The organism is Clostridium sp. DL1XJH146, assembly GCF_054819755.1.
This window is the reverse complement of sequence record NZ_JBTVVN010000014.1, coordinates 53,890-68,901: the sequence shown is the minus strand read 5'-3', so window position 1 is coordinate 68,901 and position 15,012 is coordinate 53,890. Positions and strand designations below refer to the sequence as shown.

General features: G+C 30.3%; 9 protein-coding genes. 4 read left to right on the top strand and 5 right to left on the bottom strand.

Translation table 11 applies throughout. From position 1 onward, the window contains the following. The first annotated feature begins 53 nt into the window (after window positions 1–53). Complete coding sequence (locus ACVHXK_RS08820; protein WP_461206013.1) at window positions 54–482, top strand: MarR family winged helix-turn-helix transcriptional regulator; 429 nt, start codon at window positions 54–56, stop codon at window positions 480–482. An 88-nt stretch (window positions 483–570) separates the two neighbouring features. On the opposite strand, the gene ACVHXK_RS08815 is transcribed toward ACVHXK_RS08820, so the two are convergent. The 5 genes from ACVHXK_RS08815 to ACVHXK_RS08795 form a co-directional block, all read right to left on the bottom strand. Then, window positions 571–1,629 carry an endonuclease/exonuclease/phosphatase family protein gene (locus ACVHXK_RS08815; protein ID WP_461206012.1) on the bottom strand — a complete coding sequence of 353 codons (1,059 nt, stop codon included), beginning with the start codon at window positions 1,627–1,629 and terminating at the stop codon, window positions 571–573. Between the two features lie 122 nt (window positions 1,630–1,751). After that, window positions 1,752–3,092 (bottom strand): MATE family efflux transporter, encoded by a 1,341-nt coding sequence (locus ACVHXK_RS08810; protein ID WP_461206011.1) that lies wholly within the window; start codon window positions 3,090–3,092, stop codon window positions 1,752–1,754. Between the two features lie 137 nt (window positions 3,093–3,229). Next, complete coding sequence (locus ACVHXK_RS08805) at window positions 3,230–4,285, bottom strand: ABC transporter ATP-binding protein (protein ID WP_461206010.1); 1,056 nt, start codon at window positions 4,283–4,285, stop codon at window positions 3,230–3,232. 2 nt (window positions 4,286–4,287) lie between these two features. Further along, on the bottom strand, window positions 4,288–5,874 hold the full coding sequence (locus tag ACVHXK_RS08800) for an ABC transporter permease (protein ID WP_461206009.1): 1,587 nt from the start codon (window positions 5,872–5,874) through the stop codon (window positions 4,288–4,290). A gap of 12 nt (window positions 5,875–5,886) precedes the next feature. Continuing rightward, entirely contained in the window at window positions 5,887–6,927 is a 1,041-nt protein-coding gene (locus ACVHXK_RS08795) for an extracellular solute-binding protein (protein WP_461206008.1), read from the bottom strand. 348 nt (window positions 6,928–7,275) lie between these two features. On the opposite strand from ACVHXK_RS08795, the gene thpR reads away from it, so the two are divergent. The 3 genes from thpR to ACVHXK_RS08780 all read left to right on the top strand — a co-directional run bounded on the left by thpR (window position 7,276) and on the right by ACVHXK_RS08780 (window position 14,939). Next, window positions 7,276–7,689: an RNA 2',3'-cyclic phosphodiesterase gene (thpR, locus tag ACVHXK_RS08790; protein WP_461206007.1), complete on the top strand. Its 414-nt coding sequence runs from the start codon at window positions 7,276–7,278 to the stop codon at window positions 7,687–7,689. Window positions 7,690–7,859: 170 nt separating this feature from the next. Next, window positions 7,860–13,727 (top strand): Ig-like domain-containing protein, encoded by a 5,868-nt coding sequence (locus tag ACVHXK_RS08785; protein ID WP_461206006.1) that lies wholly within the window; start codon window positions 7,860–7,862, stop codon window positions 13,725–13,727. A gap of 180 nt (window positions 13,728–13,907) precedes the next feature. Continuing rightward, the gene (locus ACVHXK_RS08780) at window positions 13,908–14,939 is read left to right on the top strand and encodes a TRM11 family SAM-dependent methyltransferase (RefSeq protein WP_461206005.1); all 1,032 of its coding nucleotides are present in this window, start codon (window positions 13,908–13,910) and stop codon (window positions 14,937–14,939) included. Window positions 14,940–15,012 lie beyond the last annotated feature (73 nt).

Here is a 15,012-nt window from a genome sequence, read left to right as displayed (position 1 = left end):
TAAACAGTTTATAATAGAGAATAAAGTATAAGGAAACCATTGGAGATAAGGTTATGAATGATAAGTATATTGTTTATTTTATAAGCAGAACTAAAAAGAAAATGATAGATTTTTTAGAGAAAAAACTAGAAGAGCAAGATATATATGGTTTAATTCCTTCACATGGAAATATTTTAACGGCGTTATATGAAAATGAAAAGGAATTAACAATGAAAGAAATAGCAAGAATAATAGGAAAAGATAAATCTACTGTTACACCACTGATAAATAAGTTGGTAAAATTAGGCTATGTAGAAAAGCTAAAATGTGAAAAAGATAAGAGAATCACTTTTATAAAATTAACTGAAAAAGGTAGAGAAAATGAAAGTAAATATATGAATATTTCAAAAGAAATATATGAAACGGCATATAAGGGATTCACAGAAGAAGAAAAGGAAGTATTCTTAAGATTACTTAAGAAAATGAATAATAACTTTAGTTAAATTAAGTAAAGATTTAGAAAGTAATTATAGCCCAGCTTTATAAAGATTCCAGTGTGGATACTCTATAAGACTGGGCTAAATTAAAAGCTTATTTTAATTTAAAGACAGCTTCCACTGGATTATGATCTGTGTTTTCAAATTTAAGGTCAAAACCTTTGACTTCTTCAATTTCTACATTAGGAGAAACTAGAAATCCATCAATTACACATAAAAAGTTTTCTCCAATCTCATAGGGCATGTCAACACCTCTATTAGATGCTATTTCTTTGTCTACCGCCCATTTAAATCCTTCAGGTGTAAAATCTTCTGGAAGTTCTTGAAGCCAATCTGGCCATTGTTGAGTTGTTTCAAATAAGGTTGAATCTGTACCAGGTAATTGATGATTCCAATCACCACCACAAATAACGTAATTACCGTTTTCATATTCTTTTTGTAAATACTCTTTTAAATACGTAAGTTGCTGTTTTCTTATTGTTCCACCTTTATCATAAGCAGATAGATGTGAATTCAATAAAACTAAATCTTTCCCATTATCTAAGTTTATTCTTGTTTCAATAAAACATCTATCAAGTACTAAAAGTTGTTTTGGCCAGCTTTCATCACCAGGATATTGATATCTATTAGTATCATCGATAGTATATTTTGATAAAGTTTGGAGTCCACCATCTATATAACCCATTTGATTAGTTAAAGGCATTATATTCCAAAGAACTTTATAGTTGTTAGCAAAAATACTACTATAATTTGATAATTCATTTTTTAGATAATCATACTCATTGACATGATATGTTCTTGTAGAATTTTTGTCTACTTCTTGAATAAATACAAAATCTGAATCTTGATTTTTAATAAAACTTGTTATTTTATCTAGATTTTCATTTGTCTTTTCTTTGCTACTACTTTTAGAGCCTGTCCCACCATCTAAGAAAAAATCTTGTTCCTTATCTAAACCACAATAACCAATATTAAAAGTTGTTATAGAAAAACTTTTTTCACTGTTCATATTTATGGATGTGTTATTATCTACCGCTAAAGCAATGGTTTCCTCTGGACTATAATCTAATACAGTAAGTACTAAAAGATAAGCACCAAATAAAATTACTGGTATTATAATAATAGTTAAGATTATTTTAAGTAGTTTTTTCATTTATTTTCCCCCTCAAGATATATTTAAACCTTTACAAGTATATTTTATAAGTATACTTTTAAATTTCAATAATATCAAGTAATGTTAAGAAGTGGATTTGAATAATACATAAAAAAGTAGATTTAAAGTTTATTTAATTGACGTTTACTGTACCAAAGAGTTATTATTACAGCACTCCAATTAATTATTACAATACCCCACCAAACACCTAAGACACCAAGATTTAAGTGATTTCCTAGGAAGTAAAACAAAATAATAGGCATGAGTATTTGTCTATATAGTCCAATATATGCGGCAAAGCTAGGTTTCTTAATTCCTTGTAGAGTAGAGGTTGCAATATTTAAAAGAACATATGTTGGGAAAGCGAAAACTTCTATTCTCAGATAGATTGTACCAGCTTCGATAACATTTATATCATTATTGAATAATTTTATAAGAAATGGTGCTAATGGATATATAATTATTGCACCTATAATCATAATGCTTATACCAATAATTGTGGCAATTTTTTTGGTTTCTTTTATTCTTTCATAATTTTTAGCTCCGTAATTTTGTCCCGTTATTGTAAGGACTGCGATGTTTAGTCCTAAAGCAGGAAGCAAAGATAATTGTTCAACTCTTATGGCAGCACCATAGCCTGCTATAGAGCTAGAGTTAGAGTAGTAGAGAATAAAGTAATTAATTACAAACACACCGATAGAAACGGTAACCATATTTAAGGCCGATGGAATACTTTGTTTTAGTATATTTTTTATTGTAGAAAAAGATATTTTTGAAGAGAAAATTTTTTTCCATTCTACTATAGTACTTTTAGTGAGACGGTAGCATAAATAAATAGTACCGAATATTTGTATAATAACAGTTGCAAGTCCTATACCTATAGTTCCTAATTTGGGGATAGTAAACCAACCATATAAGAATAATGGGTCTAAAATAAGATTTAAGAAAAATCCTATAATTAAAAAATTACGATAAGATTTTGTGTCTCCTTGTCCACTTAAGATACCATTAAGAATACTATTTATTATAAAAAAGGCAGCACCATAAAATATTGTTTTTGTATAAGGTATACCATAAGACATAGATGAAGCATCAGATCCAGATAATTTAAATAGAAAAGGCGTAATAACTGGGGCAGCTACAATAATTAGTATACTAAGTATGAAACTAATGAAAAAAGAGTTTAGTATAATATCGTGTAGTTTTTTATTATCTTTTTCACCTATAGAAATAGCTGCTAATGCTGTAGTACCATTCCCAAGTCCAGAACTTAGGCCAATAACAATAAAAAATATTGGAAGTGATATTGTTAATCCTGCTAAAGCTTCTGTATTTATTTTCCCTGCATAAAAGGTATCAACGACATTGAAGAGAGTATTGAAAAGTAATCCAATACCTGATGGAATAGCAATTTTACGTATATGCTTAATTATTGAATCTTGTGTTAAATCAGTATTTTGCATGAAATTATCCTCCAACTTTTCTTTAGTAAAAAGTTTTTCTAGTCAATTTTATCATTGCTAATAAGGATGTACAAGTATAAAACAAAAGGCTGTTTTGATTTGTCATATAAACAGACCATCTGCAAAGTTGGTCTGTTTTATTCAAGAAAAATGTGATGTTTAGATTTTATAAATAAGTCTAACTTTACTTCTGCACCTATTTCTACGTTACTAGAGCCAGGTAGTAAAATTTTAAGCATTAATATTTTATTGTTTGGAGTTTTAATAGATAAGGTTGCACTGTAGTTCATGCCCATATAGGTAAAGCTAACAATAGTGCCTTTTAAAGGTCCATTTTTATTTATAAAAACATCCTCTTCTCGTATCATAAATTTAAGTTTAGTTCCTTTTTCATAAGGAATATTATCCTTGCAGGATATAATAATATTCTCCCATAAAATAGAATTAGAACTTTGAATTTTTCCAGTAAATAAATTAGCTCTTCCTATAAATTCTGATACAAAACTATTTCTAGGTTTATTGTAAATGTCGTAGGGAGTAGCAATTTGCTGAATCTTACCTTCATTTAATATGGCTATTCTTTTGGAAATTGATAAAGCTTCGATTTGGTCGTGTGTTACAAAGATAGCTGTTGTTTCTGTTTTTTTAAATAGTTTTAGTACTTCCCATTGCATAGCTTCTCTTAATTCTAGGTCTAAATTACTGAAAGGCTCGTCCAAAAGAAGAATAGCTGGTTGTCTGATTAAAGCTCTGCCAATTGCAACTCTTTGTTGTTGACCACCTGATAATTCATGTGGATATTTGTGCTTGGAATCGTAAAGTCCTATTAGTTTTAACATATTCTTTGTTTTATTTTTGTAGTTAGGATCTTTATTAATTGCAAAAGCTATATTTTGAAAAGCTGTCATATTTGGAAATAGGGCGTAATCTTGAAAAATCATACCTATATTTCGTTTTTCAGGAGGTACCCACACATTATTACTTGAGATCATTTTCCCATTTAAAATAATTTCTCCTTCATTAGGTACTTCAAAGCCAGATAATAATCTAAGAAGGGTTGTTTTACCACAACCACTTTTACCGAGTATAGTTATTAGCTCGCCTTTTTCTATAGTTAGACTTAGATTCTTTATAGTAAAATCTTTTGCTGTGTTATATTTTTTTGAAAGGTTTTTTATTTCTACATAGGCCATAACTAATCCCTCCTATAGCTTTTTAGCATAAAATAAAGTGGAACAATAGATACAAGTACAATGAGAAGTCCAGAAGGAGCGGCATGAGTGTAAAATCCATCGCTTGCTTCAATCCATATTCTAACTGCTAGTGTATCGAAACCAGCTGGTCTTAACATTAAAGTGATAGGCAATTCTTTTAGTGAGCTTACTAAAACTAAAGCGCCACCAGATAAAACACCGGGTAAAATTGAAGGTAGAATTACTCTGATTAGTACAGAACCAAAGTTTTTACCAAGACTATATGCACTTTCATCAAGGTTTTTTGATACAAGGGACATTGATGATTCTGTAGATTGTAAATTACGGGACATATACCTTATAGAAAATCCTATCATTAATACTATTTGATTTCCCATAAGCCATGAGAAATACTGGCTAATGAAGAACACCATACCAAGAGCTATTAATATTCCAGGAATAACTAGTCCCATATGGCAAACATTATTCATAAGTATAGTTACTTTTGAAGGATTTCTATATTTAAGGTAAGCAACGGGAATTGAAATGACCATTGTAATAAGAGCAGCTCCTATACTTACTGTTAAACTATTTTTTATATATCCTAATGTTTTTAAAGTTAGGACACCTTCACTAATACCTTTTACACTCCATACTGTTAGTGTAGATAAAGGAAGAATAACTGAAAACAATAATACAATAAAAACTAAAGATAAAGAAATATATTTAAATTTTCCTAGATTAATAGGTTTCATTTTTCTGTTTGATTTTGGGTTTTGACTAAATGTTTTTTTGTTGAGCAAGTAGGATTTAATTAAAAGTATCACAAGTCCTAGCAAAATAAGCACAATACTTAAAATTGCAGCTGAAGACCTGTCCAAACTACCTACCATCTGAAAGTAAATGTTGCTTGAAAACGTAGTGTATCTAAGCATTGAAACGGCACCAAAGTCTGCTACAATATAAAATAAAATTATAATACTACCTGATAATATAGCAGGTCTAACTAGCGGTAGAATGATTTTTCTTAATATAGTAGGATACGAGGCACCACAGGAACGACCAGCTTCTTCGTAATTAGAACTGATTTTTCTAAGAGAAGAAGATACAAGTAAAAAAACGTAGGGAAAAGTAAACATTGATAGTATAAATGCAACTGAGAAAAATGAATATACATCTATAGGGCTATTTCCGAAGAAGGAATAAAGGATACCCCTTGGTCCGAAAAAAATAACGTAGGTTAAAGCTCCAATATAAGGAGGAATAACTAAAGGAAGACTTAATGCTATTTTAAAAAATCTTCTTCCAGGTAAATTTGTGTGTTCAACGAGCCATGCAAGTATAACACCTATTGCTACGGTGATTAAAGTGACTGTAAAGGCTAAGCTTAAGGTATTCCAAATAAGAATTGGAACACGAGTTTTAAACACTATGCTCCATTTTTCTGTTGGAGAGGTTAGAGCTCTTGCTAAAATATAGATTATCGGTATTGACATTATTAGTACAGTCATTATATTTATAAATATAAGAGTAGGGCGAGGGGGAGTACCACGCCAAATCTTCACCCACATGTTTTTGATCCTATTCAATTTAAGTCCCCCTTAGTCAGAATAACCTGCCTTTCTCATTAATTCTATTGTTGATTCCCATTGTGGTCCAACTTCACCTAATGAAGTATCGGAAGCTTTAAAGTCTTCATACTCTATTCCTTCAATATTAGGTATTATTGGTGTTTCTGCATTCATTTTTTGTTGCTCTTCTTCTAGTAAGAACTCTATAAATAATAGAGCCGCTTCTTTATTTGTTGCATATTTAGTTATTGCGGCACCAGATACATTAACGAAGGTACCTATTGCATCTTCACCTTGATCTGGATAAATTGCAGCAACATTATTTAAACCTTCTTCTGTTAACTGAACTTTGAAATGATAATTATTTACAAGACCAAATTTTACTTCGCCACTACCAACAGCTCGTCTTACATCAGTGTGACTTTGCAAAATTAATGGGTCATTTGCCATAATATCTTCAATTAATTCAAGAGTTTTTTCTTCACCAATTATTGTTTTGATTGAAGTAAAGTAGGTAACCATAGATTCATTGCCGGCTCTATTAATAGCGAATTGTCCTTTGTATTTTGGATCTGTTAAATCGAATATAGATTGTGGCATTTCTTTAGCATCTATAAGATCTTTATTATACATAAATATACGTGACCTTACAGTTATGCCTGTCCAAGTATTATTTTTACCTCTATAATTCATAGGGACTTTTTCTAGTTTTTTTGAATTTATTTCTGCAAGCATGTCTTGTATACGAAGATATTCTAGTACACCTGCATCATTTGCTAAAAATACATCTGCTTTAGTGTTTTTACCTTCTTCGACAATTCTGTGAGCATATTCAGTTGATTTACCTGTGATTAAATTTACCTTTATGCCAGTTTCAGCTTGGAATTTTTCAACAACAGGAAGTGTGAATTTTTCTCTACGACCACTATAAATAGTTAATTCCATTGATTTTTCTTTAGTAGTGGTGTTGTTTTTATTATTTGAAGGGGTTGTACACCCCGTAAGAGCTAAAATAACTATTACAAATATAGATATAAGAATTTTAAAATTCTTCTTAAATGATGTTTTCATTAACTTACTCCTTTTTAATTTATTTGAGTTGCATCTAGTAGGAAATTTAATTATAGTTTGAGTAAAAACTCCAAATTGGAGCATATAAGCTTGTCTTTATTTATATAAAAGAGTGAGTTTAGGATATATTATTAAATATACACTTGTATATAATATAGTATATTTTAGTAATCAATAAATGTGAGGGAAAAATTCTATCTACATATACAGTTGGAGGGAGATTAGAATTGTATTAATGAGTGAATAATTGGATTAACTAAATGTAAAACTAGTATCAGGTTTATAAGTGATAATATTTTATTAAAGTAATCAAATATATTATTAATTACGAGAAAAATAGGTGGAAAAATGAGAGTATTTTATGCAATTACATTAAATCAAGATACAAAAGAAAAATTAGCAGAATACAGAGATATTGATGCTTTACATAAGTTAAAGCATTTTCCGAAGGAAATTGATATATATAAATTAGGGTCTTTCAAAAGAAAAAATAAAGAGATTGTTTGGGCTGGAATAAAGAAAAATGAAGAACTGATTTTATTACAAAAGGAACTTAGAAAATTACTAAACAATAGTGGATTTAGTTTTGAAAATAGAGATTACACACCACATATTACTCTAGGTAGACAAATAGTTAGGCAACAGCCCTTAGAAAATATTGAATTTGAAAGAATAAAAGCATCTGTAAAATCTATAGCTCTTATGGAAAGTAAAAGAGTTGATGGAGAATTAGTTTATGAAGAGATAGTAGAAATAAAATAAATAAATTCATAAAATTTTAATCACAATGTCAATAATAATCAAAAAGATATTCAAAATATGAAAATGTTATACTTTAGTATAGTGACAACTTAGAGGTAAATATATAAAATAATAAGTATTATAGTATATTTTGTATTATTAATGTTTACTAAAAGTATTTGTTAAGGGCGGTGATTAAAATTAAACCTAAAATTAAGAATATATTTATGGTGTCAGTTATTTGTATATTAATTCCTTTTGTTTTTTCTAGTTGTAAGAAGCATGTTACAGAAAATAAAACAGTAGAGGTAACTACAAATATTAATGAGGAGATAGTTATTGAGCCTGTGATAGAAGAAAATTTATCTGTTGAGGATAAAAATCTAGAAAAAGGGGAAGTATCCATAAGAAAAAATTCTGATGGTAACAATGAAGTAGTATATACTCCTAATAAGGATGTATATGGCAAAGATGAGTTTATATATAAAGCTAATAATGGAACAACCTATTATACTGTTACGGTTAATGTAATTATTGAAGAACCAGACCAGATAACCGCAAAAAATGATAATATTTCAACAAAAGAAGATATTAGTATAAAGCTCGCAGCTGTTTTAGATAATGATACATCCGGTGCTACTGGAGTTCTAGAATTTGTAGATTTCTCTAATATTAAAAATGGGAGTATAGAGCAGATAGATGGTGAGTATTCTTTTATTCCAGCGGAAAAGTTTAATGGAGAAGGCTCCTTTATTTATACAATAAAGGACTCTTTAAATAGACAAGCAACAGCTTCTGTAATAGTAAATGTAACATCAGTATCAGATGCACCAGTAGCAAATGAAGATAAAGTACAAGCTTTCAATGATGAGTCTATATTAATAGATGTATTAGAAAACGATACAGACGAAGATGAAGATGAGCTGTACATAGTTAGCATTAAAAATGATAATAATGACGCAGAAAATATAGGCACAATAGAAATAAAAGATAATAAATTGTATTACACTCCTGATTATAAGAAAACAGGAGTGGCCAGATTTATATACACAATTAAGGACAGTTCAGAAGAAGAACTACAAGCAACAGGAATACTTACAATAGGAGTTACATCAAGAAATGATATTATAGAAAAAACTATTAATACAAAAGAAGAACAGGCAGTAGAGCTATCTGTTCCAGGACAAGTTCTTGAATTAATGGATGAGGTCCAAAATGGGAATTTAGAAGTAACTGATATGGAAGATGCATATAAAAATAGATTTTATTATACTCCAAATGAAAACTTCAATGGAGAAGATTCTTTTAGTTTGTATTATAGAAGCCTTCAAGATAAAAGAGTTTACTATATGGAGGTTAAATTAAGTGTTGAGCAAGTTAATGATGCCCCAATTGCAGTAGAAGATGAATTTGTTATAGATGAAGATAGTAGCGATAATGTATTTGATGTCGTAGATAATGATACAGATATTGACGAGGACGAACTTATAATAGAAAGTATTGTGGAAAGTGATCATGGTACTATAAAAATACAAGACAACAAAATTCTATATACTCCAGATGAGAACTATAATGGAGAAGAGAGTATTGAGTATACTATTAATGATGGTAACGGAGAAACTGCAAAGGCTAATATTAAAATAGAGGTTAGGTCTATAAATGATGAACCGATAGCTTCTGATGATGAGTATGAAGTAGATGAAATACGCGGTTATCACTATTTTGATGTATTGAATAATGATTGGGATGCTGATGGAGATAATCTTACTATTGAAATAGTAGAAAATGAAAATCGTAATGCCAGCGTTGAAGATAATAAAATAAAGTATAATACCTATGGAAGTTTCACCGGGGAAGATTCTATTACCTATATGGTTAAGGATGGAAATGGGGGAACTTCAAAGGCAACAGTTAAAGTAAAAGTAAACCCTATGAATGATGCACCATATGTTAAATGGGAATATAAAGAGGTAGATGAAGATAGCGGACCATTTTACTTTGATGTATTAAGCAATGATTGGGATGAAGAAGGAGACAAGCTAACTCTTACAGAGATTCAATGTAATAGTGATTATGACATATTAGAGATAGTTGATAATAAAATTAAGTTTAATCCTATAGAAAATGACATTGGTACAAAAATAATTTATTATACAGTATCTGACGGTAATGGAGGAATTGGAAAATCCTATATAAAGGTCTATTTTAGAACTGTAAACGACCCACCAACAGCAGTGGATGATGAATATACAATATATGGAGATAGTGGTACTAATATGTTGAGTATATTAAGTAATGACTATGACATTGATATGAAACAAGGTGGATACTATTATGCTTTAAAAATAAATTCTGTAGGTGAGGCAAAACACGGAGAGGTTAAACAAGGTTTAGGAGCAATTTCATATATACCAGATAATGGATTTAGGGGACAAGATTCTTTTCAATATACATTAATAGATAAATACTGGGGTGCAACAGAAACGACAACAGCAACGGTTTATATAACTGTAGATGGGCCTAATAATGCACCAATTGCAGAAGATGATAATTTTGAAGCACAAGAAGATAGTATAGCCAATTCATTTGATGTATTATTGAATGATAGTGATGCTAATGGTGATAAGCTTACAATAGATCGGATTGGAAATTGGGGATACAATAATACTACTGGAGAAAGTTCAGAAGGTGGAAGTGTAACCATTATCAAAGAAGAAATTCTTATTACAGAAGAAATAGATGGACATATTATTACCACACTAGGTAAATATCCTAAAATAGTATATAGTCCAAAAGCAAATTTCAATGGACAAGATACTATTTATTACAAGATTAGCGATGGAAATAAAGGGACTGCTATGGGCACAATAAATGTAACTGTTAAGAGTGAAAATGATACGCCGATAGCTAAAGAAGATGAGTTTTCAGCTGATGAAAATAGTGAAAGTAACATATTTGACGTGCTAGCTAATGACTCTGATGTAGATGGGGATATTCTTACACTAGAGAGCGTGATTAATAGTGAGCATAGTACAACTGCAATAGAGAACAATAAATTAGTATATACACCAAATGCAGATTTTTATGGTACTGATGTAATAAACTATACAATTAATGATGGAAATGGTGAAAAAGCAACAGTCACTACTACTATAAAGGTTAACAGGGAGAACGTTGCACCTATAGTTCAAGATGATGAATTTACAGTTAATATAGATAGTAAATATAACTATTTTGATGTACTTGTAAATGATACTGATATGGATGGTGATAATCTTTCAATTGAAAGTATAGGGCAAGGTGAAAATGGCACAGCGCAAATATGGTTAGATACTATAATATATACTCCAAAGGCAGATTTTAGTGGAACAGACACTTTAACTTATACAGTAAAGGATGGGTATGGCGGGGCTGGTACTGCTACAATAAACATAACAGTTTCAGAAAATCACGCACCACAAGGTAACAAAGACATATTTAATATTAAAGAAGATTGTGATGAGCAAGTACTAGATGTACTCGCAAATGATTCTGATGAGGATAATGACGAGCTGATTATTGAAGAAGTACATTATACCTGGTTTTCAGATGTGAATCCAATAGGTGATTTTAGAGTAGAGGACAATAAAATTTACTACAAACCTAGAAAAGATAGGAATGGTACAGTTAATCTTGCTTATAAAATATCTGATGGCAGGGGAGGTACAACTACAGGGAATATTCAAATTATTGTAGAGCCAGTAAGTGATTATGATCCGGTGGCGTATGATGACCAATATCAAACATCAGAAGATAGTTCTTACAATATATTTAAGGTATTAGAAAATGATAAGGATGAAGATGGGGATAATCTTACAATAGAGAGTGTTAATCAAAGTCAGAATTCAGGAGTAAGTGTTAGCCAAGATAAAAAAGAGTTGTATTATTATCCTAATAAAGATTTTAATGGTGAGGATACCTTTACTTATACAATTAATGATGGATATGGGAACCTGGCAACAGCTACAGTTAAGGTGATAGTTGAGTCTGTGAACGATGCACCGAAAGTAGAAGGCGATAGTTTTGAAGTAGATGAAGATACTCAAGGTAATATCTTCAATGTACTAGACAATGATTGGGATGTTGATGGAGATAATCTAACAATAGAAAGTGTTGTAGAAAGTCAAAATGGGGTAGCCACAATTGGAAATATTGAGGATGGAAATAATACGATTGAAAATAAAACAATAGTATATACTCCAAATAAAGATTTCAATGGGCAAGATTCTATAACTTATACTGTTAATGACGGTAATAGTGGTAAATCAACAGCTACTATAAATATAACAGTAAAAGCTGTAAATGATGCACCAGTAGCAGAGGCTGATCAATTAACATTAGATGAAGATAGTGTAGAAAATGAAATTGACGTACTAAGTAATGATTGGGATGTTGATGGAGATAATCTAACAATAGAAAGTGTTGTAGAAAGTCAAAATGGGAAAGCTACAATTGGTGATATTGAGAGTGGAAATAACACTATTGAGAACAAAACAATAATATATACACCAAAGGCAGATTTCAGTGGAGAAGATGTTATAACATACACCATTAATGATGGAAATGGTAAAACTTCAAGTGCTACAGTAAATATCATTGTAAATAATATAAACGATGCACCAAAATGCGGTAATCATTATTATACGGTTAATGAAAATAGTGAAGTTACTGTACTTGATGTATTAAAAGATGATACTGATGCAGATTCTGATCAATTAACTATTGAAAAGGTTCAAGCAGCAGGGTCAGAGAGTAAAGGTACATTTGCTATAGTGGACAATAAAATTCAGTATAAACCTAATAAAAATGTATATGGTGATGATGAACTTAAATACACTGCATCTGATGGAAATGGTGGAACTGATATTGGATATATTTTTGTGACAATAAAGAGTGTTAATGAAGCACCTATAGCTCAGAATGACCAGTATTCTGTTGATGAATTTAGTATTGATAACGAATTTGATGTATTACTAAATGATTTGGATTCAGATGGAGATACTTTGAGTATCACTTCTGTAGATGATCCAGAGGGATTTGCTACAATAGTGAACAATAAAGTTTCTTATAATGCAAGTAGTGAAGGTCAGCACGTAATTACTTATACTATTACAGATGGTAAAGGAGCAACTTGTACAGCAACAGTAACTATAATAGTTAATTCAGTTAATCACGCTCCAGTAGCTAAAGACGATAAAATTGATATAGAAATGTATAGCGTTAATACCTTGCTAATAGATGTACTTGCTAATGATTCTGATGCGGATAATGATATTTTAACAATTGATTCTGTAACTAAACCAATATATGATGGGGAGGTTTTTATAGAAGGAAATAAGATAAGATATGCTCCATATAATTACGATAATGGAATAGATTCTTTTACCTATACTATTAAAGATGAGAATGGACTTACATCTACAGCTACAGTAGAAATAACATTTGTGCCAATGAACAATCCACCAACAGCTCAAGATGATCAATATGAAGTAGACCAAGGAAGTAACTACAATGAATTTAATGTAGTTGCTAATGATGAGGATATTGATGGTAATATACTAACTATAGAAAGTGTTGGTGAAAGCCAAAACGCCGCTGTTGAAATTTTCAATAACCAAATATTATATACTCCAATTCCATGGTTTACTGGACAAGACACTATTACTTACAAAATAAATGATGGCAAAGGATATACTTCAGAGGCAACAATGTATGTAACTGTAAATCAACGAGATACTATATTTGAAGCTAAAAATGATAAATATGAAGTAGAATCAAACAGTATAAATGATTTGAATGTATTGTCTAATGATCTTAATTGGAGTGGAAATACCTTTTGGATTGAGTCGGCTAGTGACAATACAATAGGTTCCGCTTCATTAGTAGGTAGGAGTATTGAATACAGTTCATATGGTATTGATGATGAAACATATGATTCTTTTACTTATACAATAAAAGATGCTATAGGACAAACATCTACAGCAAAGGTGTTTGTACACGTCATACCTGCTGATGAATAATATTTTACTATTGGATTAGGTACAAAATTAGTCTCAACCTCTTAGGGTAAACTAAAAGTGGTTGAGATTTTTTTGTTCACTTTTTTTGAGTGATGTATTAAGTTTTATCTATTAATGGTATAATGTTAAAAACAAAATGTTAACAAATAATAAAGATAGTAAGAAATGAGGAGTTTTAATATGAATAGATACGCAATACTTGCAAATCCAGGACATAATCGCATTTATTTTGATGCAGCACTTAAGATTGCTATAGCTGAGCTAGAAGCTATTGCTACATCTTATGATATGGAGATTAGTGAAATTGAAGAGGGAAATATAGATCTTCCTGCTTCAATATGTTTTACTTCCAATAAAGAACTTAAAGAGGAAGCTTTTAAAGCTTTAGGTTTTTCATCAATCTATTATGCACTATTTGAAATAGTGCATGGAGGACTTTTAAAACCTATTAATGTACCTGATTTTCGTACATTTCCAGAAAGTATGGTTCAAATTTTGAAATACAATGGTAAGACAAATGAGCAATTTACTAGACTTATGGTAAATATTGCACTTAGTGCATGTAATACAGGTAGTGACAAGATTACTATATTTGATCCAATGTGTGGTAAAGGAACTACTTTATATGAAGGTTTTATAAGGGGATTTGATGTTAAGGGAATAGAAATAAATGAGCAGTGGACTCAAGAAACTCAAACCTATGTTGTAAGATTTTTAAAAGAAGGCAGATACAAACATAGGGTTCAAAAAACAAAGCAATCAGGTTCAAATGGAAAGAAAATAGCAAATATATTTAACTTAACAGCGGCAGCAGAAAAAGCGGATTTTAATGCTGGTGATGTTCAATCATTTCAATTATTCAATGGGGATACTAGGAAATCAAATATATTTTTGAAGAAAAAATCTTGTGATATAATTGTAGCTGATTTACCTTATGGAGTTCAACATGGAAGTAAGAGCGAAAATGAAATTAAAATGTCTAGAAGTGCATTAAAACTTTTAGAAGAAGCTTTGCCTACCTGGCATCAAGTTTTAAAAACAAGAGGAAGTATTGTATTGTCTTATAATGAATTTACTATGAAGTATGATGAAATTGCAGTAGCACTAGAGGAAAGTGGATTTAAAGTACTTGATGAAGCTCCTTATATTAATTATCTTCATAGAGTAAATCAATCAATAAATAGAAATTTGATAGTTGCTAAAAAGGCATAAAAATATCTACAGATATTTGTTTAGCTGAGACATTTGTACTAAGGGAGAAGTTATATAGAAATATATTAGATTG